We start from the raw sequence: 23,735 nt of genomic DNA, 5'->3' as shown, positions 1-23,735 counted from the left end.
GCATGCCGGGTCTGATCTCCACGTTGACCCAGGGCTTCTCCGGCATGATCTTCGGCCGGGGCGAGACCCAGCGCCTGCCGGTGCGCACGTCCACCGGCCAGGCCCAGGCGATCTACCTGCCGACCGCCGCGCCCGGGCTCGGCGACTCGGGCGTGATCATCGGGCGCGAGGTGTACTCGGGCAAGGGCTACATCTACGACCCGTTCCAGCTGTACGGCCAGCAACTGCCCGCGCCGCACTGGCTGGTGCTCGGCGAGTCGGGCAACGGCAAGTCGGCTCTGGAGAAGACGTACGTACTGCGCCAGTTGCGCTTTCGCGACCGCCAAGTGGTGGTCCTGGACGCCCAGGGCGAGGACGGCGTCGGCGAGTGGAACCTGATCGCCGAGGCGCTGGGGGTCAAGCCGATCCGGCTCGACCCGAACGACCTCTCCGGCGACGCGGTGCGGCTGAACCCGCTGGACCCGGCGATCGCGGTGACCGGCCAGCTGGCCCTGCTGCGCACGATCATCGAGGTGGCGATGGGCCACGCGCTCCAGGAGCGGGCGGGCTACGCGCTCAAGGCCGCGCACACGCACGTGATGCGCACCGTGTCGGGACGCCAGCCGATTCTCCCGGACATCGTCGAGGCGCTGCGCAATCCGACGCCGGAGTCGTGCGAATTGCTCAGCCTGGACGTCAAGGACGTCCGAGTCTGGGGCCTCGACGTGGCACTCGTGCTCGACCGCCTCACCGACGGCGACCTCAAGGGCATGTTCGAGGGCCCGACCACGGACGGCATCGACCTCGACTCGCCACTGATCATCTTCGACCTCTCACACATCGACCGGAACTCGATCGCGATGCCGATCCTGATGGCGATCGTGGGGGTGTGGCTGGAGCACACCTGGATCCGGCCGGACCGGGTCAAGCGCATCTTCCTGGTGGAAGAGGCCTGGCACATCATCAACAGCCCGTTCGTGGCCCAACTCTTCCAGCGCCTGCTCAAGTTCGGCCGACGACTCGGCCTGTCCTTCGTGGCGGTCGTACACCACCTCTCCGACGTGGTCGACGGGGCGGCGGCCAAGGAGGCGTCGGCGATCCTGAAGATGGCCTCGACCCGCACCGTCTACATGCAGAAGGCGGACGAGGCGCGCGCCACGGGCAAGGTGCTCGGCCTGCCCAGATGGGCGGTGGAGATCATCCCGACGCTGACCCCGGGCATCGCGGTCTGGGACGTGAACGGCAACGTACAGGTGGTCAAGCACCTGATCACCGACACCGAACGCCCGATGGTCTACACGGACCGGGCGATGACCGAGGACGCGGTGGAGGAACGGGTACGGGCCGAGGCGGCGTTGGCCGACGATCCGGCGGCGTAGATGGCGGGGTCGGGACGGCTGCCGGTACCGCGCGAGCCCACCCCGGGGCGGGTGCCGTCGCGGGGCGTACCGGACGGCCTGCTGCTCGCGGGGCTGCTGCTGCTCGTGGCCGGCACCACGGTGATATGGCTGTCCACGGGGCTGGCCGCGCTCGGATCCGGCAAGGACTGGCCGGACCGGGTCACGTACCACGGCTCGGCGCTGGCGGTACACCCGCTCTTCACCCACCCGGACGACCTCGCCCAAGCCTGGCCGGACACCCCACCGAGCCAACTCCCCTCCCCCACCGCATTCTGGGTGGCATTCGGCCTGCTGTGGCTGCTCCTGCTGACCGCGGCGGCGTGGGTATTGCGGTGGTGGCTACGCCGATTGCAACGGCGAGCAGAGGCACCGGCAGCCGCAAGGACGGAGAGGGCTGCGGATCCAACCCCCACGCAGCCCGCCAACACCCCACCGGAATCCCCGAATTCCCCCACCCCAAAGCGGAATCACCAGCTCCCGAACGGGGAATGATGCACCCGCACGCCCCACACGGGAAGCGCCCTTATTCGTGGCCGGGCCTGGTCGCCGCGTGGCCGTAGGGTCACCCGACGATCGGCCCGACCCACCATGCTCGCGGCCACATGGCCCCGCCGACGACTCCGGCGAGCCGCCCCCTCGGCCCCCGCCGGTTGGCCTCAAGCGCCGGCCGGGCTGAGGGGTAGGTCCCGTTCACGTTTCGACGTGCGCCCGTCTTCGCCCACGTCGGTTGGCCTCAAACGCCGGCCGGGCTGAAGGGCTAGATCCCGTCGGCTCGCGCCCGTTCTCACCTGCGCCGGGTGGCCTCAAACGCCGGCCGGGCTGAAGGGCTAAGTCCCGTCCGCGTTTCGCCGTGCGCCCGTTCTCGCCTGCGTCGATTGGCCTCAAACGCCGGCCGGGCTGGAGTTGGTCCCGTCCACGTTTGGCTTGTGCCCAGCCTCCCTCACACCGGCCGGGCCGAGACTCGCGGCCGATCTCGCTTACTCCGGGTGGCTTCAAACGCCGTTGGGCTGGGCTTGGTGCCGTTCGCGCTCTGGTGTGTGCCTGGTCTTACGCCTGCTGCGTAGCCTTGAGCGTCCTCCAGGCTGGAGATGGTGCCGTTCGTGTTTCGGGGCCGGCGCTTAAGGCCACCCGACGGGAGCGAGAACGAACGCACGCCGAAACGCGGAGGCACCCCATCCCAGCCCGGCCGGCGTTTGAGGCCACCCCACGGGAACAAAAACGGGCGCCCGCCCAAGCGCGGACGGGACCCAACCCTCCAGCCCGGCCGGCGCTTGAGGCCAACCGACGCAGGCAAGAACGGACGCACCCCAAAACGCGGACGGCACCTAGCCCTTCAGCCCAGCCGGCGCTTGAGGCCAACCGACGCAGGCGAAGACGGGCGCACGCCGAAACGCGGACGGGACCCAACCCTCCAGCCCGGCCGGCGCTTGAGGCCAACCGACGCAGGCAAGAACGGGCGCACCCCAAAACGCGGACGGCACCTAGCCCTTCAGCCCGGCCGGCGTTTGAGGCCAACCGACGCAGGCGAGAACGGGCGCAGCCCGAAACGCGGACGGCACCTACCCCCCAGCCCGGCCGGCGCTTGAGGCCAACCGACGCAGGCGAGAACGGGCGCACGGCGAAACGCGGACGGCACCTACCCCCCAGCCCGGCCGGCGCTTGAGGCCAACCGGCGGGGCCCGCCCAAGGGCCCGGCGAAGACCCCTCAGGGCCGGCCATGCGGCCACGAGCATGTCAGTCCGTCCATGTCATGCATTCCTCGCACCGATACGCCCGTGGGCCGGACTTGTATTCGACCTTGTCGGACTTTCGGTAGTACTTGCACGCGCGGTTCTTGCACACCACCGGATGCCCGTCGACCGCGTCCAAGGGCAACGGCGCCGTCTCATATGTGCAAGGCGTCGGTGGCAACTTCTTGTAGTAACCCCCCGTCGCCGGCAACGCCGTCGGGTCGAACGGGGCGTACGCGGCCCCGTCGGACACACCCTCGGATACGGCCATCCACACGCCTCCCGTGACTCCCCGCGCCTCAACGTGTCCTGGGGACGCTAGCCGAGAAACCGCCCCGGTACGGGGCCTTCGGGAGGGTTCACCCCGAAGGGTTCACGCCCGCTCGGGCCGGATCCAGTCCAACAGCCGCGCCGCGTGCGCCCGCACCGGACACGGCGAGGGCACCCCGCACACACAGGTCCCCTCCCCCGTGGGCCGATGCCGCCCCAGGGTCCGGGCAACCACCAGCCGGTAGTCCAGCAGCGCGTCCTCTGCCGACCGCGCACCACGAGGCCGCGGCGCGCGCAACACCCGCGGTGCCGGTCGCGGCAACCCCGCCGGCAGCGGGCGGTCCAGCCGCTCGATGTCCGTACGCTGTCTCGGAATACGCACTCGCATCTGCCCAGGTCCTCTTCTCGTCCGCCGGCCCGCCGCAGGCGAACCGCATCACTCCGTGTCGAGCCGCCCACCGGCGTCCGGCTGGGATTCCTCGACCCGCGCCAACATCCCGCGCAACCCCGCGGCCAGCGCGTGCCGCTCGGCCGGGCCCAGGTCCTGGAGCAGACCCGCCTCGAAGACCGCGGCCTCGCGGACCACCCGCAGCCACACGTCACGCCCCGTACCGGTCAGCTCGACGATCACCCGCACCCGGTTCTGCTCGTCGCGGGTCCGGGTGACCAACTCCTCGGCGACCATCCGGTCCAGCCGGTGGGTCATCGCCGCGGGGGTCAGCCCGAGCCGACGGGCCAGGTCGCCGGGGCTGAGCCGGTAGGGCCGGCCGACCAGGACCAGGGCCTTGAGCACCTCCCACTCGGCGTTGGTGATGCCGAGGGCGGTGAGCTGGCGACCGTAGGCCACGCTCATCCGGCGGTTGAGTTTGGACAGTGCCGCCACGATCGTCTCGACCTGCGGATCCACCTCGGGGAATTCGCGCTGGAAGACGGCGAGGTATTCCTCGATGTCGCCTTCGTCCGGCGTTGCCTGCTCGGCCCCCTCTGTCATGCGGGGAAGTATCCCACCTCCACACCCCCGGTCCGTCGCGCGCGGACCCGGTCGGCGGTAGGCGCTCGGGTCCACGCGGTCGGCGCTCGGCGGAGATTGCCGGCGCCGGGCAGTCCCCGGTAATGCATTGGACGCGAACGCTATAGATCCGTATAGTTTAGCTCTGAAGTCTTCAGGCTTGAGGACTCGGACCATCGGATCAGGCACGGCGGCACCGCCGGCGCGGGCCCGGGACACCCCCGGCTGCCCCCGGCGCGCCCGCCTCGACGCGGACCAGGCGATCCCCCTCGCCGGACACGGGCATGCCCCCGTGCCGGCACGGGCCGGATCGGTTGCCCCGTCACGCCCCCGTACCGCCGAGACCCGCCTGCGGGCCGATCCCCGCGGGCCGGAACGGCCGGGCCGCGCGACCGACAGTCGGGAGGTGTGTGGTGGCAACCCGGGGCGCTCTGCGTCGAATCCAGCTCGGTAACGCGCTCAGCGCGTTCGGCAGCGGCTTCACGGTGCCGTTCCTGTTCGTATACGTGACGCGGGTGCGAGACCTGTCCGCCGGTCAGGCCGGACTGATGTTCAGCGTGCTCGCCGTCGCCGCGCTGTGCGTGCTCCCGATGGTCGGTCCGGCGATCGACCGGCGCGGTCCGCGTCCGGTGCTCGCGGTCGGCGCGACGGTCGCCGCGCTCGGCTCGCTCACCCTGGGCCTGGCGCGCACCGGCGTGTTCGTCATGCTCGGCGCCGCGCTGCTCGGTGCGGGTATCGCCGCGATCCAGCCCGCCCTGGCCACGATGATCGTGCGGCTGACGACGGCGCCGACCCGCGCCCGGGCGTTCGCGCTGCAGTTCACCTTCAACAACCTGGGCCTGGGCATCGGCGGGTTGATCGGCGGCCTGATCGTCGACGAGTCGCGGCCCGCCAGCTTCACCCTGCTGTTCGCCATCGAGACCGCGATGTTCCTGGTCCTCGGCGCGGTGTGCGGCACGGTCCGGCTGCCCGCGGTCCCGCCGATGCCGGCCGGCACCACGCCGGGCGCGGGCTTTCGGCATCTGCTGCGCAACCGGGCGATGGTTCGGCTGTGCGTGGTGAGCGCGGTGATCTTCTTCACCTGCTATGGCCAGTTCGAGTCGGGCCTGACCGCCTTCGCGACGGAGGTCAGCCGGATCTCGCCGCGCATGCTGGGCGTGGCGCTCGCGGCCAACACCGCGGTGATCGTGCTCGGCCAGCTGACCGTACTGCGCATCACCCAGCGCCGCCGCCGCAGCACGGTGATCGCGGCGACCGGCCTGGTCTGGCTGCTCGCGTGGATCGTGACGGCGGTGTCGGGCCTGGTACACGACAACTCGGTCGCCGCCGCGAGCACGATCGTGGTCACCTTCGCGCTGCTGGGTGTGGGCGAGTCGCTGCTGGCGCCGACCCTCGGCCCGATGGTCGCCGACCTGGCCCCGGCGCACCTGCTGGGCCAGTACAACGCGGCCCAGTCGCTGGTGAAGCAACTGGCCATGGCGGCGGGCCCGGCCTTCGCGGGCGTGATGGTCGGCGCGGGCCTGTACGCCCCGTACCTGGGCGTGTTGATGGCCTGCTCGATCCTGATCACGGTCCTGGCGCTGCGCATGCGCCACAGCCTCAACCCGACCCAGAACGGCACGGTGGTCGCGGAGTCGACGATCACCCGTCAGCCGGCCACCCCGCAGGCGCTGACGGCGTAGCCGGGCCCGCCGCGCTCCCGTCCCCCGTCCCGGGATCGGGATCGCGGCGGCCCTCGCTCCGCCACCGTCCGGGCGGCGCGTAAACGGGTCGTCCGGTCCATCCGACGGGGCCGACGTGCGCGGCCTCGTCGGCCCGGTCGCCGGTCGGGGCGAGCCGTGTCCGGAGGCCGTTCGGCGTGAGGTGGCCCTCGCGTCGCAGGATCATCCGTACGTAGCCGGCGGAGAACCCGACGGTGCGGGCGATGGCGTCGACGGGTACGCCGTCGCGGTGAGCACGGGCGACCGCGACGCGGATCGCGGCGCCGGCGGCTCGGCAGTGGCTGCGGTACGCGCGCTGCTCGTGGTGCGACGTGGTCCGGGGATCCGGGTGCCGGCCGTCGAGCCGGCCGCGCTCGGCGGCGGTTGCGGCAAGCCGCGCGAGGGCGGCGCCGGGGCGGTTCACCGGCTCCTGTCCGGTGCGTGGATGTGGCGGGCGACGACGCGGTCGGCGATCGCCGCGCGGATGCCCTCGGCGGACAACCATCGGTCGAGGCGGTCGTGCAGGTCGGCGACCTGGTCGATGGTGAGCCCGGTGACGGGCATCGGGTCCAGGCACAACCGCGGTTCGGGCGTGCCGGCGGTCGGGATCAGGTCCGGTCTGTGCCGCTTGATGTCGTCGAGGAGGACCTGGCGATGGTGTTCCTGGAGGTGGACCACCGCACGCGGCTCGGGCCGCTCCCCGTCGACGGATTCGACGAAAACCCGCAACCGCAAACCGATTCCGTCCCGGATCAATACGACCCGACCGGACCCCCGATCCTGCGGACGCGGCGGTCGCAACAAGGTCTCGGCAAAGCCCGCCACATCCGTGTCGGTCAGATGAAACGCCACCCGCTGGAGCGCGTCGGGAGCGGTGAAGCACGACGACGCGATGGAAAGCCGCCACGACCGGGGATGATCGGTGGGATTCAGGTGAATGGTCCGCGCGGGCATGAACACAATCTGCCCACCCGCCTCAAAATCGATCATGTGCGCTCCAACGAGTATGTGAACGTGGACAGTTGGCAAGGGGCTGGTCCGAAACCGCCCGAGTGGCGCGTCACCTGGGCATCGCGAATCCGGCCACGAATGCCTGGTAGCCACCGCGCCGACGTTCGCACCGGAACGTGGTCGTCAGCGCGCGCGTGATCAGCAGCCCCCGCCCGGACTCGGCATCGGGATCCTCGACGGACGGCGGCAACTCCACCGGAGCCTGCCGGGCGAACACGGTCACCCAGAACACGCCGTCGGCGATGTGCGTGGACACCACGACCGGACTCGTCGGATTCCCGTGCACGAACGCGTTGGTGGCCAACTCGCCGACCACCTGGGCAACATCATCGGCGTCGACACCGGCGATCCGAGCCCCGGCGGCGGCGTGTTCGCGGGCGGTCCGCACGGGCCGAGGGCCCCGCAACCGCAGGACGGAAGGAACTTCGCAAGCGTTGGCAGCAGGCACGACTGTCCCCTGACTCTGCGGGGTGCGGGCTGACGATCCTGTGCGCCGTCCGTGAGTCTGCGACCTCATCGGGTGACTGATTCGATGAAACACAAGCGAAATCGCATATGCAAGTAGCTTTGCCAAAGATCCTCCCGACGAGTGCAAGACGGCCCCCGGAGTGATCGGTTGGTGCAGACTGACCCGCAGAAAGGAGGCCCATGGCGTCCCACACGCGAAAGCGCATCCGCCTCGGCCGCAGGCTGCGGGAGTTGCGCGAGGCGCGCGGCATCACACTCGCGACCGCAGGCGCGGCCATCCAAGGCGACGGCCCGAAGGTGAGTCGTCAGGAGCACGCGAAGGCATACGTCAGCCCGCACGATCTGGCGACGTACTTCCAGCTCTACGAGGTCCCGCCGGAAGCACAACCGGAGCTGCTCGACCTTCTCGTGCAAAAGCGCATCCGCCACTGGTGGCAGGAGTTCGCGAACGACGTCAACGCGAACCTGGCCGAGGTGATCGCTCTGGAGGACGACGCCGAAGAGGAGTGGGAGTATCACCCGAACCTGATCCCGGGACTTCTCCAGACCAAGAACTACGCGAGCGCGATCATCACGACCGGCTTCAACGCCTATGGCGTCGATCAGGTGGAAGCGTTGGTCACCGTCCGGGAAATGCGACAGCGCCTCCTCCGCGACGAAGAACCACTGACGTACCACGCAATCACCACCGAGGCTGCCTTGCATTTCGACATCGGCGGGCCAAGCGTCATGCAGGAGCAGATGCATCACCTGATCGCGGAAATGGCCCTGCCGAACGTCACGTTCCAGATCTGCCCGTTCTCGGCCGGACGGATGGCGATCCAGGCAGCAGGCTTCACCATCCTGAAGTTCGAGGACACCGACGATCCCGACGCTGCTTGGATGGAGGGTGTCGGCGGTATGATTTCACTTGACTCGAAACGCGAACTCCGCTTGTGCAACAGGCTGTTCAGCGAGATCGCAGCAGCCGCGTTGACGCCGGACGAGACCGCCGCGCTACTACGGGAACGAGCAAAGAGTCTGTGATGGACAAGAACGAGCTATACGAAGCCGACTTGACGAATGCCGTCTGGATCAAGGCAAGCGCTTCCGACCAGAACGGCACCTGCGTCGAACTCGCGGGTGTGGCTGGAGGGGTCGCAATGCGTGACTCCAAGAACCCCGACCTCCCCGCGCTGCGCTACACACGCGACGAGCTCGCGGCCTTCATCGCCGGCGCCAAGGCCGGGGAGTTCGATCACCTGATCTGAGAGCCGCGCGTCCGCGTCTCGATCACCCGACGAATCCAATGGGTGATCGAGACACCGAAGACGCATCGCCCGGCCGGTCCGCCCGGCTCCGTGCGGAACTTCGGGACTTCTGGCGGGGCTTGGTTTCGTCGGTCAGCCATGCCAGATACGCCGCCGATCCGGCGGTGATGGGCAGCTGAATTACCTCGGGCGTGTCGTACGTGTGCGCGCCCCAGGATGTAGTCCCGGATGTCCTCGAAGCGGTCGGCCGGCGCCTTGAACCACACTTGATATTCGGGGTCGTCCTGCACCCGCCCGTCCCACCAGTAGACGCTGCGGATCGGCCCGACGATCTGCGCACAAGCCGCCACCCGCGCCTCCACGCCGCCACGTGCGAGCGCTTCCGCCGCCTCGCTGCCGTCCGTCGTGGTGATCACGACCATGTAGTCCGTCACATGCCCCTCGCGGCGGCCAGCGAATGTCGCAACCGCGTCGGTGTCGGTCCTGCCATCAGAGTATGTCTCCGCATCGCGACCTGTCCGGGTGCCGGGCGGCGAGGACCGACGCCGTACGCCTGTGGCGGTGGGGTTCGGCTGTTCCCGGGACAGGCCCCCTCGGGCCCGAAGGGTTGATCCCCCTTGCCGGCGCGCCTAGCATGCGTGCACGTGGAACCTACCGACCGGTAGGAATGTTCGAACCGGCGTGGTCCGTCGCGGGACCGCAGGGGGAGTGGACACATGAGGGACCGGCACCTCGAACCCGAGCACATCGCGTTTCGGGAGAGCGTTCGGGAGTTTTTTCAGCGCGAAGTCGTGCCCTTCCACGATCAGTGGGAGAAGGACGGGATCGTCGACCGGTCGCTCTGGCTGAAGGCCGGCAAGCAGGGGCTGCTCGGGATCGATGTGGACGAGCGCTTCGGCGGCGGCGGGGTGGCCGATTTCCGCTACCTGGCCATCGCGTCCGAGGAACTGACCCGGGTGGGCGCCTCGGGGGTGGGCTTCGGGCTGCACAACGAGGTGGTCGCGCCGTACCTGATCGACCTCGCCACCGAGGAGCAGAAGCAGCGCTGGCTCCCGGGCTTTTGCTCGGGCGAGATCATCACCGCGATCGCGATGACCGAACCCGGCGCGGGCAGCGACCTCCAAGGGGTGCGCACCACCGCGATCCGTGACGGCGACCACTACGTCCTCAACGGCGCCAAGACCTTCATCACCAACGGCATCCACGCCGACCTGGTGGTCGTGGTCGCCAAGACCGATCCCTCGGCCAAGGGCAGCAAGGGCATCAGTCTGATCGTGGTCGAACGGGGCATGCCCGGCTTCGAACGCGGGCGCAACCTCGACAAGATCGGGATGAAGGCGCAGGACACCGCCGAGTTGTTCTTCTCCGACGTCCGGGTCCCGGCGGCCAACCTGCTCGGCGAGGAGAACCGCGGCTTCTACCACCTGATGCACAACCTGCCCCAGGAGCGGTTGGGCATCGCGTGCAGCGCGGTGGCGGGCGCCGAGCGGGTGTTCGCGCATACCCTCGAATACGTCAAGACCCGTACCGCGTTCGGCCGCACGATCGGCTCGTTCCAGAACACTCGGTTCGAACTCGCCGAGATGGACACCGAGTTGGATATCGCTCGGACCTATCTCGACGACTGCATCATGAAGCACATCGCCGGCGAACTGGACGCCGTGGCGGCCTCGAAGGCCAAGTGGTGGACCACCGCGCTGCAGAGCCGGGTGGTCGACCGCTGCCTCCAACTGCACGGCGGCTACGGGTACATGCTCGAATACCCGGTCGCCAAGGCGTTCGTCGACACCCGCGTGCAGTCGATCTACGGCGGGACCAACGAGATCATGAAGGAGATCATCGGTCGTTCCCTCGGCATCTGACGCACCCCGGCCCGCCGGCCGCACCACCTTGACCCCGAGCAGCACCGAAGCGGAGAGTCCACCATGCCGCAGAGTTCCCCGTCCGAGGCGCTGCGCCCCGAGGCGATCACGACCTGGCTCGCGGAGCGTACGGCCGTGCGACCGCCGCTCGACTTCGAGTTGGTGCTGGGCGGGCGGTCGAACCTGACCTACATGGTCGCCGACGCCGACGCGCGGCGGTGGGTGTTGCGACGACCTCCGCTCGGGCATGTGCTTGCCACGGCCCACGACATGGGCCGCGAGTACCGGATCCTGGCCGCGCTCGGGGCGGGGCGCACCGATGTGCCGGTGCCGCCGGTGCTCGGGTACTGCGCGGACGACGCGGTCATCGGCGCGCCGTTCTTCGTGATGGACTTCGTCGACGGGCACGTGATCCGCAGCGTCGAGGACGCGAACCGGCTGCTCACCCCGCAGGCCCGCCGGCGGGCGGGGGAACAACTGGCGGACGTGCTGGCCGCGATCCACGCGGTGGACGTGGACGCGGTGGGCCTGGGCGAACTGGGTCGCCGCGAGGACTACATCGGCCGCCAACTGCGGCGCTGGCAACGCCAGTGGGAGGCCACCCGGGTGCCCGGGATGGACACGATCGACGAGGTGCACCGGGCGCTCGCGGGGTCCGTGCCGGAGCAGCAGGGCGCGACGATCGTGCACGGCGACTTCCGGCTGGACAACGTGATCCTGGGTCCCGACGGCACCGTGCGCGCGGTCCTGGACTGGGAGTTGTGCACCCTCGGCGACCCGCTCGCCGACGTCGGCACCACGCTCATGTACTGGGTCGAGGCGGGCGAGGACGGCACGCTGCTGCCGGCGGACGGCACCGCGAGCGAGGGGTTCGTCGACCGGGCCGCGTTCGCCGCGCGCTATGCGGCGGCCACCGGTCGGGACCTGAGCCACATCCGCTGGTACCAGGCGTTCGCGTGCTGGCGGCTGGCCTGCATCCTCGCCGGCGTGCTCGACCGCTACACGGCCGGCGCGATGGGCGACCAGGACACATCCGGCCGCTTCACCCCCGACGGCCTGCGGGCCTTGGCGGAGCGGGCGAAGGAGATCCTGGCCGCCGCCTGACCGGCCGGGGACCGGGCATTGGGCGCCTGAGCCTGCCGGACACCGGACACCGAGCGCCGAGCGCCGAGCGCCGAGCCTGCCGACGGCCGGACCCGCCGGACCCGCCGGGCCTGTGGCCACCCGGCGCCCGAAGCGGTCGACGCCCGAGCCTGCCGGCGTCATGGTTGCCTGACGCCCGAGTCGGTCGGCCCCGGTTGCCCGAGCCGCGCCCCCGACGAAGCGCGCTCGAACCGCTGACGCCCGAGCCTGCTGCCGGCGCCCGCACCACGCAACGCCCGCACCACCCCACGCCCGCACCACCCCACGCCCGAGCCGCTCGATGCCTGGGCCTGCCGGCGTCAAGGCCACCCGCGCCCGCGCTCGCGCCGGCCCGCCCTCCCGCGCCGAAACGACGTCCGCCCGAGCCGCCCGGCGCCGTGGCCACCCGCGCCCGCGCCGGTTCGCGCTCTGCCCACCGCTTGCGCCGCGTCGACGTGTGGGTGTGTCCGCCCGGCGCGCCCCGCCGTCCGGGTGGCATTCCGGTGTGGAAGTGAGCACGCGACGTCCCGGTGGTATTGGGCCCTCCACATCCGGTTCCGGTGGACGAGGAGGGCCCATGACCGACGCTGAGCCGAAAGGCGTCGTGGTCGGCGTCGACGGATCGGAACCGTCCCGGCGGGCGCTGGACTGGGCGATGACCGAGGCCGAACTGCGCGAGTTGCCGCTCTACGTGGTGACCGCGCAGCCCGCGACGCCCGGCTACGTGGTGATCGCGCCCGGCCCGCACTACCAGGAGGACCTGGAACGGACGCTCACCGAACTGCGGACCCGGACCGAGGCCACGGTCGGCGAGGTGAACGGCGAGCGCGAACACACGTTTCGCGGCCACACGGTGGTCCAGGTCCACGCGGGTACGGCGACCGAGGTACTGCTCGGCATGTCCGAACGCCACGAACTGGTCGTGGTGGGCTCGCGCGGCTCCGGCGGATTCGCCCGCCTGCTGCTCGGCTCGGTCAGCACGGCGGTGGTACACCATGCCGCGTGCCCGGTCCTCGTGGTGCGCGGCTGAGGCTCTGTACGGTCGGTGGTGGCGGCGGCGGTTTGCGCCGGCGCCGAGTGACGGTCCGGTCCGGACCACGAGGCGCCCGCACTCCGAGGCTCCGCCTCAACTCAGGAACAACGTGTCCAACTCGTCCTGCGTGAACGGTTTCCCGGGCAGCGGCGAGGAATGTCCCGCGTGCAGCCCGTCGAGCAGGATCTCCAGATAACGACCGGCAATGGTCAACCGTTGTGGATGCGGCAGCCCCGACGGAGGCAACAGACACGACATCATCAGCGAGATGTCGGCGTCGGACACATCGGCCCGAAGCAGGCCGCCGGCCTTGGCCCGGTCGACCAACATGCCCACCGCGTCGTTGAGTTCGGCGCGCGAGGTGCTCATTTCCTCGGTGACCGGGACCCGCCCGCTGAGCGCGGGGAACAATCGGCCGGCACCCGAGCCGACCGCGCGACGTAAGTAGCGGGCCAGGGCGGACCACGCGTCGGGTTCCTCGTCCAGGGCGTTGACCGCCTCGGCCGTCAGCCGGTTGGTCTCGGCGATCATGATCCGCTGGACCAGTGCCTCCTTGCCGGTGAAGCGGCGGTAGATGGTGCCCACCCCCACGCCGGCGCGGCGGGCTATCTCCTCCATCGGAGCGTCGTAGCCCAACTCGCCGAACACCTCACGGGCGGCGCGCAGCACCTGCTCCAGATTGCGCCGGGCGTCGGTGCGCAGCTGTGGTGACGGCTCGGCCGGCCTGCTGCGCTGCGGCTTGCGTGCCGATGGAATCGTCGTTGTGTGCCGACCTCCGATGCCGTCGGCTCCGGTGTCCTGCATCTTGGTGGTCCGCGTGCGCGAAGCGCCGCTCATAGCGTCTCCCCCGGAAGGCAAGTGTGTCGATTCCCCCACCAGACCCCGCTTTGCCCAGGGCGTCGAGACTACCCGAACCGACCCCGACCCAGAAGCGGAATCCGACAGCACGGTTGTGAAGATATCGCTGAACGCTGACGTCTCGTCACCACCAGTACGGACGGTGGAAAGCCGTCGAACACCTGGATGCGTCCCCCGGAAAGGGGCAGAGTGGGACGCATGACGACCTCGACTCGGCCCGAGCGCATCCTGATCGTCGGCGGCGGCTATGTCGGCCTGTACACCGCTCTGCGCCTGCAACGAAAACTCAAAACGGGAGAGGCGACGGTGACCGTCGTCGAACCGCAGTCCTACATGACCTACCAGCCCTTCCTCCCGGAGGCCGCGGCCGGCGCCATCTCGCCGCGACACGTGGTCGTCCCCCTCCGGTCGGTGCTGCCCAAGTGCCGCATCGTCACCGGGACCGTCGAGCACGTCGACCACGCGAACAAGACCGCGACCGTCGAACTGCTCGGCGGGGAGACCTACGCCGAGCCCTACGACCTGCTCGTGGTCGCGCCCGGCTCGGTGGCGCGCACGCTGCCCATCCCCGGTCTGGCCGAGTGGGGCATCGGCTTCAAGACCGTGGAGGAGGCCATCGCGCTGCGCAACCACGTGCTGGAGCAGTTGGACACCGCCTCCTCGACCCGCGACCCGTCGATCCGCGACCACGCGCTGACGTTCGTCTTCGTCGGCGGCGGCTACGCGGGCGTCGAGGCGCTGGCGGAGTTGGAGGACATGGCGCGCTACGCCTGCCGCTACTACCACAACATCACCCCCGCGGACATGCGCTGGATCCTGGTCGAGGCATCTCCCCGGATCCTGCCGGAAGTCGGCGAGGACATGGGCCGGTACACGGTTGCCGAATTGCGCCGACGCGGCATCGACGTACGCCTGAACACCCGCCTGGAGTCGGCGGTGAACCGGCACGTGGTGCTCTCCGACGGCACCGAACTCGACGCGAGCACGCTGGTGTGGACCGCGGGCGTCAAGCCCAGTCCGATGTTGCTCTCCACCGATCTGCCGCTGGACGACAAGGGCCGGCTCCGGGCCCGGGCGACGCTGGAGGTGGACGGTGTACCGGGGGTGTGGACCGCCGGGGACTGCGCGGCGGTGCCCGACCTGACCAAGCCGGGCGAGGAGTTCACCGGGCCCAGCGCGCAGCACGCGGTGCGCCAGGCGCGGGTGTTGGCCGACAACATCGTGGCCAGGCTGCGCCGCCAACCGCAGCGGCAGTATCGGCACAAGTACGCCGGCTCGGTCGCGTCCCTCGGTCTGCACAAGGGTGTCGCGCAGGTCTACGGGATCAAGACCAAGGGCCTGCCGGCCTGGTTCATGCACCGCACCTACCACCTCAGCCGGGTGCCCACGGTGAACCGCAAGATGCGCATCATGGCGGAATGGACACTGTCCCTGATGTTCCGGCGCGAGATCGTCTCGCTGGGGTCGATCGAGCACCCGCGCGCCGAATTCGAGTACGCCACCCGAGGCGACCGCAGGCGTACCGGGTAGGCACGTGCGACCGCGCGGCTCGTAGGCTGCCGTGTTGTCCGAGGGTTGAGTGTGTCGCGACCGGGTCCCGTACATTGCCACAGCGCACTGCTGCGGTACCCCGAACGGGGGCCCGGTCACGGGACGTGATTCCCTCACGGCCGACTTTCGCCCACACTGGGGATGTCACCTGCGGTATATCTCCATGCGCTTTGCGTGAACGAACTCTCCAGGAAGCGAGCGGTTGAACATCACTCGGTGGGGCGCCCGGCTGGCCGGTGACCGGCGGCGCTCGGTGCCGGCGGCACGCAGCCAGGAATCGAACGACACCTTCCCGCTGCGCGACGTGCTGGCCCACGCGCCCGCGCTGATCGCGGTCACCCGGGGGTCGAACCACGAGCTGTGTTACGTCAACGACGCCTACCGGGCGGTCTTCGGCGCACGCAGGTCGGGGGTGCCGGCGCGGGACGCGCTGCCCGAACTCGCCGAGCACGGGCTGCTGACCCTGATGGACCAGGTCTATCGGACCGGGCGCGGGCGTACGGTGCGGGCGCGACGGGTGGATCACCGCGGCGAGACGTACCCGGGCATGCCGGAGAGCGAGCGCAGGCACGGCTACTACACGTTCGTCTGCACGCCGGTGCGCCCCGAGGCGGCCGGGCGGGGCGGGGACACGCGCGGTGTGCTGGTGTTCGCGGTCGACGTCACCGACCAGGTCCAGGCCACCGACCGGTTGCGCGAGAGCGAGCGGCGACACCGGCAGGCCGCGGTCACCCTGCAGCGAAGCCTGCTGCCGCAGCGGTTGGAGAACCCCGACGACCTGATCGTGGCCGCGAAGTATCTGCCCGGCGGCACCGACGCGGCGGTGGGCGGCGATTGGTACGACGTGATCACCCTGGGCGCGGGGCGTACCGCGCTGGTGATCGGCGACGTGATGGGCCGCGGGGTGCGGGCGGCGGCGGTGATGGGCCAACTGCGCACGGCGGTGCGGGCGTACGCGCGGCTGGATCTGCCGCCGCACGAGATCCTGCAGTTGCTGGACGAGACCGCGATGGAGATCGACGCCACCCAGATCGCCACCTGCGCGTATGCGGTCTACGACCCGGGCGAGGGCGTGCTGACCTACTCCACGGCGGGCCATCTGCCGCCGCTGGTGCGCGACGGTGACGACGTGATCCACAAGCTCGACGACGCCAACGGACCGCCGCTGGGCACCGGGGCGAGTTGGCCGCACACCTCGGGACGGATCACCCTGGATCCTGGCTCGACGGTGGTGCTGTACACCGACGGTCTGGTCGAGCGTCGGGGCGAGGACCTGGACGAGGGCATCGACACGCTCGGCGCCGCGCTGCTGTCCTCGGTGGGCGAGCCGGAGGCGGTGCGCGACCACCTGATCGCGCACATGCAGTTGCCCGAGGAGCACGACGACGACATGGCCATGCTGGTGCTGCAGCTGCCGCGGCGGGAGGGGGCGCAGGCGCGGCTGTTCCGGACCGCGTCGCTCGACCTGCTCGGGGGCAGTGAGGTGGCCGCTCGGGGGCGGGCGTTCACGTCCGGGGTGCTGGCGAGTTGGCAGGTGGGCGAGGAGCTGCGCGAGCTGGGGGTGTTGGCGGTGAGCGAGTTCGTGGCGAATGCGCTCACGCATGGCGCGGCCCCGATGCGGTTGCGCCTTCGGCGCACGGATCGGCGGTTGATCGTCGAGGTGTCCGACGCGGACGACCACGTGCCGCGGCGGCGGCGGGCGGCGGCCGATGACGAGAGCGGGCGGGGCGTGGCGATCGTGGCGACGATCGCGAAGTCGTGGGGGAGTCGGTTGACGGACGAGGGCAAGACGGTCTGGTGCGAGTTCCCGTTGGGTTGACCGGGGTTTGGCCTCAAACGCCGGCCGGGCTGCTTCGCCTCAAACGCCGGCGAGGCTGATCTGGCCTCAAACGCCGGCCCGGCTGCTTGGCCTCAAACGCCGGCCGGGCTGGTTCGCCTCAAACGCCGGCGAGGCTGATCTGGCCTCAAACGCCGGCCCGGCTGCTTGGCCTCAAGCGCCGGCCGGGCTGGTTCGCCTCAAACGCCGGCGAGGCTGATTTGTGCTCGCCTGGTGACGCGGTTGGGGCGCCTCGCGCTGTCGGTGGGTTAGGCGGACTCCGGTGATGGCCGGCCTGGGGCGCCTCCTGTGCTGGGCGGGCTGCCTGGTGGCTGGGACGGAGCCGGACTGCGCTCCGCCACTCTGGTCCCGACAGCCCGGCCGGCGTATGAGGCCAAAGAGCCTCGCCGGCGCTTGAGGCGAAACAGCCCGGCCGGCGCATGAGGCCACCCAGCCCCGCCGACGCTTGAGGCCAAACAGCCCCGCCGGCGTTTGAGGCGAAACAGCCCGGCCGGCGTATGAGGCCAAAGAGCCTCGCCGGCGTTTGAGGCGAAACAGCCCGGCCGGCGCTTGAGGCCACCCAGCCCCGCCGACGCTTGAGGCCAAGCAGCCCCGCCGGCGTTTGAGGCGAAACAGCCCGGCCGGCGCTTGAGGCCAAAGAGCCTCGCCGGCGTTTGAGGCGAAACAGCCCGGCCGGCGCATGAGGCCACCCAGCCCCGCCGGCGTTTGAGGCGAAACAGCCCGGCCGGCCTCAAGCGCCCGCCGGGCCCGACGGTGTTACGCCACGGCGGCGGCGATTCGGATGCCTGGGGCGGAGCTGGGCGTGGCGTCCCAGCGCATTACTCGGCCCTCCCAGACGCCGCGCAGCCATAGTTCGGCCGAGACGATGTCGGCCAGTGGGCCCAGGGGCAGGTCGGGGCGTACGGCCTGGTCGCCCTTGGCGAGGCTGGGGCCGCCGATGGCCAGGTCGAGGGCGTTTCGGACTTCGACCGGGTTCAGTACGCCCAGTTCGCCGAGCAGCGGGTCGGCGAACAGCTCCCGCAGCGTGCGTGCGTTGATCCGCAGTCCGCGCCGTTCGGCCTCGGTGTAGTCGGCCCGGTGCACGGTGCCGAGCGCGTGCGGGGGGATCAGCCCATGTACGGCCGCGGTGAGCAGCGCCCTGGGGCCGTCGTCCCGATCCCGCGCCCAGGCCGGCAGGGCGAGTCCGGCGCGCACCACGGCGGTGTCCAGGTACGGCGCCTGGACCCGCACCCCGACCCGCTCGGCGAGTTGCTGGTAGGCCCGTTGCCGTTCGGCCGCCCGGCGGACCGCGACCCATGCGGCGCGGTCCCCCGGACGGCCGTGGACAGCCGGATCCGCGGCGACTACGGATCCGGCCGAGACCACCGACTCGCCCGCGAGCCGACGCAGCGATACGGCGAGGCGGTGGCGCATCTCCGGCGTCGTCCAGACCGCCGTGGGGGCCGCGGAGCACCACGCGATGGCGGCGGCCGGCCCCGTGTCCACCCGACCCGAGCCCGCGAACACCTCGGCGAGCCGGTCGAGTGCCTGGGGGAAGGTGGTGCGGGCGACCCGACTTGCGGTACTCGCCAACTCGAAGCCGCTCATCCCCAGGTTGCGCGCCCAGGTGCGGGCGTGCCGGGCGGTGGTGACCCGGCGGCGGTCCATCGCGAGGTCGGCCAGGTAGGCGAGCGGGGTGCCCAGTACGGCGTCGCCGCCGTAGCCGGTGATGTGCATGTCGATGCCGGCGTCGCGAACGGCCTCCAGGGTGCGGCCGGTTCGGGCCATCCCGATCAGCGAGAAGCCGGGCTCGTCGGGCATCACCGTGCCGTCGAGCACGTCGGTGAGGCCGGTGTAGGGCAGGTGGTCCACCCCGCCCGGGATCACCAGGTGGCGCAGCCGCGCCGAGCGGGCCACGATGTCGGCCGCCGAGGCCGGGTCGCCGGGGGCGCACGGCTCGGCCCAGGTGACCGCGACCAGGTCGCGCGCGGTGCCCTTGGTGAGCGAGCGCGCGCCGAGCAGCGCGAGCACCGCGGAGTCGCGCCCGCCGGACAGATCGGCGCCCGGCCGCTCGGATTTGGCCACGCGCCGACCCACCGCGTCGGTGAGCGCGCGCCCGAGCGCGTCGGCCGCGCCGGGGAAGTCCAGGGGAGAGCGGTGTTGTTCGTAGAGCCGCACCCGGGGCACGCCGTGGGTGAGTTCGAGCGCATGGCCTGGTTCCAGCCGGCTCACGCCGGTGAACATCGAGCGCCCGGCCACCAGTTCGGGCACATCGGGGCAGGCGAGGCGGGCCGCGAACGCCTCGGTGTCCAGGCCCGCCCGGGTCAGGTCGGCGAGCGGGAGCGCGTGCGAGGCGTAGACCACGCCGTCGCCCGGGTCGGCGTGGAACACCTGGCGGACACCGGCGAGATCGCCCAACACCACGGTACGCCGACCGTTGCGCAGCACCACGTGGTAGCTGCCCGCCCAGCCGGTCAGGTGCCGCAGCGCCCCACCGCGGGCCACCGCGAGGCCGACCTCGAGTTCGGCGTCGGTGGCGCCGCAGACGCCGAGCACGGCCATCTGCAACCTGCCCCGACTGACCACCCGCACCTCGTCGGCGGGCCAATTGCCCACCAGCCACAGCGGATCGGAGCCATCCCACAGCGTCCTGGCCCCGGTCGGCCGGGCCACGCTCGGGCTCTCGGACGTCCCTGCGAACCAGCGCATCTCGACCCCCTTCGGGTAAACGGCACCGCGCAAACCCACCATGGATGCCGGCCGTACAGGTTCCGACGGTTCCATGGAACCAAGGTTAGGCAAGCCTGAGTAGAGCGCATTCGACGGCGCACGGGGACACGCACCCGGCGCATGGTTCCTTTTGACCGTGCCTGCGTACTGACGTGTCGTCAAGTACGGTCTGTCAATGATTGCCCCCACGGCTTGGTGATTGCTTGGCCGAGGGTTGCCCCGCGGGCGGCCCGGAGAGCCGGGTCGGGGGCAACACCTCGGACGACTCCCCGGATTGGCGAATATCTCCCTTACCGAGGGTGGCCGGTCCGGTTACGCTGAGGCGGACGGAGGGTTGCCTTTGGGGGCAAACTATGCGCGGCAGTCCCAAGCAGGATCAGTCGGGGCGTTCGGGCTCCGGCGTCGAGGACCGGGAGGTCCCGGATCCGGGGGTGGTAGGCGGAGGCGTCGGGGCCGGGGCCGACGACTCCTTCGGCGATTCCCCGGCAGGCGTCGGCGTGAGACCCCTCCTCGATTCCCCGGCGTCGCGACCCGCGACCTCCGACCCCGTCGACGCCCGTCCCCGGGTCTCGCGCGAGCGCGGGCCCAACGGCCGACTCGGCGACCTGCTCGGCGTCGCCGGGGTCAGCAACGCCGGACTCGCCCGTCGGGTCAACGACCTGGGCGCCCGGCGCGGCCTGTCCCTCCGCTACGACAAGACCTCCGTGGCCCGCTGGGTCGGCAAGGGCATGACTCCGCAGGGCCCGGTGCCGCACCTGATCGCGGCCGTGCTCGCGGAGCGGCTCGGCCGCCCGGTGCCGCTGGAGGAGATCGGCCTCGACGACAGTCGGCCGGTGGATCCCGATCTCGGCCTGGCCTTCCCACGCGATGTCGGGGAGGCAGTTCGCACCGCCACCGACCTGTGGAGGCACGACCACGTGAATCGACGCGAGTTGCTGGCCGGGACGTTCGCCGTCACCGCCTACGGCACCCCCATGGCCCGGTGGTTGATCACCCCGGCCGACGCCCGCGCCGAGCATCGCGGAAGTGGCCCGCACGTCGGACACAGCGACGTGACCAAGCTGCGCGAGGCGGCCGAGGAGGCCCGCCGCTGGGACAGCAAGTACGGGGGCGGCGACTGGCGGGCGTCGATGGTGCCGGAGTGCCTGCGCTGCGATGCCACGCCGCTGCTGCGCGGGAGCTACCACGACGACGTGGGCCGTCGGCTGTTCGGCGCGACGGCCGAACTGTCCCGGCTGGCGGGGTGGATGGCCTTCGACACCGGGCAGCACGAGGTGGCGCAGCGCTACTACATCCAGGCGCTGCGGCTGGCCCGGGCGGCGGCCGACGTGCCGCTGGGCGGGTACGTCCTGGCCTCGATGAGCCTGCAGGCCACGTATCGCGGCAACCCCGACATCGCGGTCGACCTGGCCCAGGCGGCCATCGAGCGCAACAAGGGCATCGCGACCTCGCGGGTGACCGGTTTCCTGCACCTGGTCGAGGCCCGCGCGCACGCTCGCGGGGGTGACGCGGCCGGGTGCGGGCGGGCGCTGAACGCGGCCGAGGCGCACCTGGAGCGGGCCCGCTCCGGCGACGACGACCCGGAGTGGATCGACTTCTTCACCTGGGACCGGCTGTGTGCCGACGGCGCCGAGTGTTACCGCGACCTCGGCGTGCCCGAGCGCACCCGGCACTTCACCGTGCAGGCGCTGGCCGGGCTGCGCGGCGAGGCGTACCAGCGCTCGCACGGGTTGCGGCTCGCGGTGGGCGCCCAGGCCGAGCTGCGCGCGGGCGAGGTCGAGGCGGCGTGCGCGGCGGGCCGGCAGGCGCTGGAGATCGCCGACCGCGTGCACTCGTCCCGCAACGCCGCCTACCTCAACAACCTGCTGGTCGGCCTCAAGCCCTACGCCGACGTCCGAGCGGTCAAGGACTTCACCGACCGCGCCCGCTTGGTCGCCGGCATCACCGCCTGACCCGACGGTGGCGGATCCGTTCCCAAAAACGCCACAGGCCCGACATTTTCATGTCGGGCCTGCGATCCAAGTAGCGGGGACAGGATTTGAACCTGCGACCTCTGGGTTATGAGCCCAGCGAGCTACCGAGCTGCTCCACCCCGCGTCGGTGAACCCAACTGTACGCCATCGCGGACGCGCCCGTGACCAATATCCGCGACGCCCGGCCCGGCCGGCCGCGCGCGGCCGCCGCCGAGCACCGACTCCCTTGCGGGAAAAGGCCGTTCCCGCCCGATTCGACCCGGTGGCAATCCGCGGCGGGCACGATATGGTTCCGGGCCGTAGAAGGCGGGTCGCCTACCGGGGGCGGGCCGATGTGCGCCGGCGACAGCCGCGGCAGCGGCGGAGCGGGGTGTGTCCCGAGATGACCGAGAGATCCGGTTGCCCGTACGTGGCCCTGTCCGGCCCACGCTTCGAGACCGACCCGGCCGGGCTGTACCGCGAGTTGCGCGAACAACACGGCGCGGTGGCGCCGGTCGTGCTGGAGGGCGGCGTGCGGGCGTGGCTGGTCCTGGGCTATGCCGAGGCGCTGGCCGTGCTGCGCGACCCGGAGCTGTTCGCGCACGACTCGCGGTTGTGGCGCGACCGGATCAAGGGTCTGGTCCCGGCCGACTGGCCGCTCGCGTCGATGGTCGAGTATCGCCCGTCGATCCTGTGCACCGACGGGGCCGAGCACCGCCGGCACAGCACGGCGGTTGCGCACAGCCTCGGCCGCATCGACCGGCGGGCCTTTCGCGGCGAGATCGAGCACATGGCCGACTCGCTGATCGACACGTTCGTCGCCCGGGGCGAGGCCGATCTGCTCACGGAGTACGCGCAGCGGTTGCCGCTGCTGGCGATGGGCCGGTTGATCGGCCTGTCCGCCTTGGAGGGACCGCACCTGGTCCGGGTGATCAACGGACTCTTCGACGGCGGCCCGGACGCGCCCGAACATCAGCGGGTCCTGCTGCGCATGCTGACCGACCTCGTCGAGGCCAGGCGCGTCACGCCGGGCGCGGACATCGCGTCCTGGCTGATCGAGCACCCCTCCGGGCTGACCGACGCCGAGGTGATCGAGGACCTGCTCGTGATCACCCCGACCGAGCCCACCGTCAACTGGATCGGCAACGCGCTGCGCATCCTGCTGACCGACCACACGCTGCACGCGTCCCTCACCGGTGGTCGGCGGACCACCGACGAGGCGCTCGACGAGGTGTTGTGGCTGGACCCGCCGATGCAGAACGTGGCAGGCCGCTGGGCGACCGAGGACACCCTGCTCGGCCGCACCGCGATCCGCGCCGGCGACTTCCTGGTCCTGGGCCTGGCGGGCGCCAACGCCGATCCCGCCGTGCGTCCGCCCGGCACCGAGCTGACCGGCAACCGGGCACACCTGGCCTGGGGCGGCGGCCCGCACACGTGTCCGTTCCAGGGGCCCGCGCGGCTGATCGCGCAGACCGCGGTGGACACCCTCCTGGACCGGCTGCCCGACATCCGCCTGGCCGTCCCGCCGCGCAAGCTGACCTGGCAGGCGTCGCCGTGGATCCGCGGCCTGACCGCGCTGCCGGTCGTCTTCACCCCGGATCAGCCCGTACACGGCGGCACCCCCTGGCCGGAGCCGGCCGCCGCCACGCCACCCAGGCTCGACCCGCCCCCGCCCCCGCCCCCGGCCCCCGCCGAGCCGACCCCCCAGCCCGCGCCCCAGCCCGCCGCACCCGCGGACCCGCCCCCGGCCGCCCCGACCACCTCCACCGCGTGGTGGAGCCCGTCCCGCTGGCTCCGCAACCGCTGACCCCCACCCCGCGCCCACCCCCGAGTCCACCCCCGAGTCCCCACATCCGCCCGCCCGCCGGCCAGCGACCGTCTAGCGCGTGTCTTCGAACCCCCGTCGGGCTCCGCGGCGTTCGGTGCCGTGCATCGGCGTGCCGGAGAAGCAGGTGCATAGTGGTTCTATTCGCCTGTTTCTCCGGGGCGGCGAG

At 71.2% G+C, this 23,735-nt stretch carries 21 protein-coding genes, 1 tRNA gene and 1 pseudogene; 12 read left to right on the top strand and 11 right to left on the bottom strand.

Features of this window, described 5'->3' with window-relative positions; all coding sequences use genetic code 11:
- Window positions 1-2 precede the first annotated feature (2 nt).
- Together ACFXKZ_RS39820 and ACFXKZ_RS39815 are read left to right on the top strand one after the other, a co-directional pair.
- Window positions 3-1,358: an ATP-binding protein gene (locus ACFXKZ_RS39820; protein ID WP_380008685.1), complete on the top strand. Its 1,356-nt coding sequence runs from the start codon at window positions 3-5 to the stop codon at window positions 1,356-1,358.
- Window positions 1,359-1,871 carry a hypothetical protein gene (locus ACFXKZ_RS39815; RefSeq protein ID WP_380008682.1) on the top strand — a complete coding sequence of 171 codons (513 nt, stop codon included), beginning with the start codon at window positions 1,359-1,361 and terminating at the stop codon, window positions 1,869-1,871.
- Between the two features lie 1,242 nt (window positions 1,872-3,113).
- Here ACFXKZ_RS39815 and ACFXKZ_RS39810 read toward each other — a convergent pair.
- The 3 genes from ACFXKZ_RS39810 to ACFXKZ_RS39800 form a co-directional block, all read right to left on the bottom strand.
- Window positions 3,114-3,380 (bottom strand): hypothetical protein, encoded by a 267-nt coding sequence (locus tag ACFXKZ_RS39810; protein WP_380008679.1) that lies wholly within the window; start codon window positions 3,378-3,380, stop codon window positions 3,114-3,116.
- Window positions 3,381-3,482: 102 nt separating this feature from the next.
- The gene (locus ACFXKZ_RS39805; RefSeq protein WP_126636505.1) at window positions 3,483-3,767 is read right to left on the bottom strand and encodes a hypothetical protein; all 285 of its coding nucleotides are present in this window, start codon (window positions 3,765-3,767) and stop codon (window positions 3,483-3,485) included.
- A 48-nt stretch (window positions 3,768-3,815) separates the two neighbouring features.
- On the bottom strand, window positions 3,816-4,370 hold the full coding sequence (locus ACFXKZ_RS39800) for a MarR family winged helix-turn-helix transcriptional regulator (protein ID WP_078976038.1): 555 nt from the start codon (window positions 4,368-4,370) through the stop codon (window positions 3,816-3,818).
- Window positions 4,371-4,798: 428 nt separating this feature from the next.
- On the opposite strand from ACFXKZ_RS39800, the gene ACFXKZ_RS39795 reads away from it, so the two are divergent.
- Window positions 4,799-6,070 (top strand): MFS transporter, encoded by a 1,272-nt coding sequence (locus tag ACFXKZ_RS39795; RefSeq protein WP_380008676.1) that lies wholly within the window; start codon window positions 4,799-4,801, stop codon window positions 6,068-6,070.
- Here the strand turns inward: ACFXKZ_RS39795 and ACFXKZ_RS39790 are convergent.
- The 3 genes from ACFXKZ_RS39790 to ACFXKZ_RS39780 form a co-directional block, all read right to left on the bottom strand.
- Entirely contained in the window at window positions 6,030-6,512 is a 483-nt protein-coding gene (locus tag ACFXKZ_RS39790) for a hypothetical protein (RefSeq protein WP_380008673.1), read from the bottom strand. The two genes, ACFXKZ_RS39795 and ACFXKZ_RS39790, sit on opposite strands and share 41 nt — an antisense overlap.
- On the bottom strand, window positions 6,509-7,078 hold the full coding sequence (locus tag ACFXKZ_RS39785; protein WP_380008670.1) for a hypothetical protein: 570 nt from the start codon (window positions 7,076-7,078) through the stop codon (window positions 6,509-6,511). Before ACFXKZ_RS39785 ends, ACFXKZ_RS39790 begins: the two co-directional genes overlap by 4 nt.
- 70 nt (window positions 7,079-7,148) lie before the next feature.
- Entirely contained in the window at window positions 7,149-7,487 is a 339-nt protein-coding gene (locus ACFXKZ_RS39780; RefSeq protein ID WP_380008667.1) for an ATP-binding protein, read from the bottom strand.
- A 260-nt stretch (window positions 7,488-7,747) separates the two neighbouring features.
- Between ACFXKZ_RS39780 and ACFXKZ_RS39775 the strand changes: the two genes are divergently transcribed.
- Together ACFXKZ_RS39775 and ACFXKZ_RS39770 are read left to right on the top strand one after the other, a co-directional pair.
- Window positions 7,748-8,593, top strand: a complete 846-nt coding sequence (locus tag ACFXKZ_RS39775; protein ID WP_380008664.1) for a DUF5753 domain-containing protein — start codon at window positions 7,748-7,750, stop codon at window positions 8,591-8,593.
- Window positions 8,593-8,817 carry a DUF397 domain-containing protein gene (locus tag ACFXKZ_RS39770; protein ID WP_380008661.1) on the top strand — a complete coding sequence of 75 codons (225 nt, stop codon included), beginning with the start codon at window positions 8,593-8,595 and terminating at the stop codon, window positions 8,815-8,817. The genes ACFXKZ_RS39775 and ACFXKZ_RS39770 overlap by 1 nt, the downstream gene beginning before the upstream one ends.
- A gap of 22 nt (window positions 8,818-8,839) precedes the next feature.
- Here ACFXKZ_RS39770 and cutA (ACFXKZ_RS39765) read toward each other — a convergent pair whose 3' ends face one another.
- The gene (gene cutA, locus ACFXKZ_RS39765; protein ID WP_380009205.1) at window positions 8,840-9,157 is read right to left on the bottom strand and encodes a divalent cation tolerance protein CutA; all 318 of its coding nucleotides are present in this window, start codon (window positions 9,155-9,157) and stop codon (window positions 8,840-8,842) included.
- Window positions 9,090-9,239 (bottom strand): annotated as a pseudogene (gene cutA / locus ACFXKZ_RS39760) (divalent cation tolerance protein CutA); the annotation flags it as partial. The pseudogene cutA (ACFXKZ_RS39760) and the gene cutA (ACFXKZ_RS39765), both read right to left, overlap by 68 nt.
- A 294-nt stretch (window positions 9,240-9,533) precedes the next feature.
- Here cutA (ACFXKZ_RS39760) and ACFXKZ_RS39755 point away from each other — a divergent pair.
- The 3 genes from ACFXKZ_RS39755 (at window position 9,534) to ACFXKZ_RS39745 (ending at window position 12,831) form a co-directional block, all read left to right on the top strand.
- The gene (locus ACFXKZ_RS39755) at window positions 9,534-10,679 is read left to right on the top strand and encodes an acyl-CoA dehydrogenase family protein (RefSeq protein ID WP_380008658.1); all 1,146 of its coding nucleotides are present in this window, start codon (window positions 9,534-9,536) and stop codon (window positions 10,677-10,679) included.
- A gap of 63 nt (window positions 10,680-10,742) precedes the next feature.
- Window positions 10,743-11,783 (top strand): phosphotransferase family protein, encoded by a 1,041-nt coding sequence (locus ACFXKZ_RS39750; RefSeq protein WP_380008655.1) that lies wholly within the window; start codon window positions 10,743-10,745, stop codon window positions 11,781-11,783.
- Between the two features lie 595 nt (window positions 11,784-12,378).
- Window positions 12,379-12,831, top strand: coding sequence for a universal stress protein (locus ACFXKZ_RS39745; RefSeq protein WP_380008651.1), 453 nt, complete (start codon window positions 12,379-12,381; stop codon window positions 12,829-12,831).
- Window positions 12,832-12,927: 96 nt separating this feature from the next.
- On the opposite strand, the gene ACFXKZ_RS39740 is transcribed toward ACFXKZ_RS39745, so the two are convergent.
- The gene (locus ACFXKZ_RS39740; RefSeq protein ID WP_235618601.1) at window positions 12,928-13,671 is read right to left on the bottom strand and encodes a TetR/AcrR family transcriptional regulator; all 744 of its coding nucleotides are present in this window, start codon (window positions 13,669-13,671) and stop codon (window positions 12,928-12,930) included.
- Window positions 13,672-13,890: 219 nt separating this feature from the next.
- On the opposite strand from ACFXKZ_RS39740, the gene ACFXKZ_RS39735 reads away from it, so the two are divergent.
- Window positions 13,891-15,222: an NAD(P)/FAD-dependent oxidoreductase gene (locus tag ACFXKZ_RS39735; protein ID WP_380008648.1), complete on the top strand. Its 1,332-nt coding sequence runs from the start codon at window positions 13,891-13,893 to the stop codon at window positions 15,220-15,222.
- A gap of 223 nt (window positions 15,223-15,445) precedes the next feature.
- The gene (locus ACFXKZ_RS39730) at window positions 15,446-17,062 is read left to right on the top strand and encodes a SpoIIE family protein phosphatase (protein ID WP_078976044.1); all 1,617 of its coding nucleotides are present in this window, start codon (window positions 15,446-15,448) and stop codon (window positions 17,060-17,062) included.
- Between the two features lie 774 nt (window positions 17,063-17,836).
- Here the strand turns inward: ACFXKZ_RS39730 and ACFXKZ_RS39725 are convergent.
- Window positions 17,837-19,768, bottom strand: a complete 1,932-nt coding sequence (locus ACFXKZ_RS39725) for an asparagine synthase-related protein (RefSeq protein WP_380008644.1) — start codon at window positions 19,766-19,768, stop codon at window positions 17,837-17,839.
- A gap of 626 nt (window positions 19,769-20,394) precedes the next feature.
- On the opposite strand from ACFXKZ_RS39725, the gene ACFXKZ_RS39720 reads away from it, so the two are divergent.
- Window positions 20,395-21,741 carry an MFS transporter gene (locus ACFXKZ_RS39720; protein ID WP_380009202.1) on the top strand — a complete coding sequence of 449 codons (1,347 nt, stop codon included), beginning with the start codon at window positions 20,395-20,397 and terminating at the stop codon, window positions 21,739-21,741.
- Window positions 21,742-21,812: 71 nt separating this feature from the next.
- Here the strand turns inward: ACFXKZ_RS39720 and ACFXKZ_RS39715 are convergent.
- Window positions 21,813-21,886: transfer RNA gene (locus ACFXKZ_RS39715), tRNA-Met, on the bottom strand.
- A gap of 258 nt (window positions 21,887-22,144) precedes the next feature.
- On the opposite strand from ACFXKZ_RS39715, the gene ACFXKZ_RS39710 reads away from it, so the two are divergent.
- Complete coding sequence (locus ACFXKZ_RS39710; RefSeq protein ID WP_380008641.1) at window positions 22,145-23,548, top strand: cytochrome P450; 1,404 nt, start codon at window positions 22,145-22,147, stop codon at window positions 23,546-23,548.
- Window positions 23,549-23,735: the final 187 nt, after the last annotated feature.

The organism is Embleya sp. NPDC059237 (genome assembly GCF_042754105.1).
Taxonomy (GTDB): domain Bacteria; phylum Actinomycetota; class Actinomycetes; order Streptomycetales; family Streptomycetaceae; genus Embleya.
Note: the sequence above shows the minus strand (reverse complement) of the source record. Positions and strands in the feature narration are given on the sequence as shown.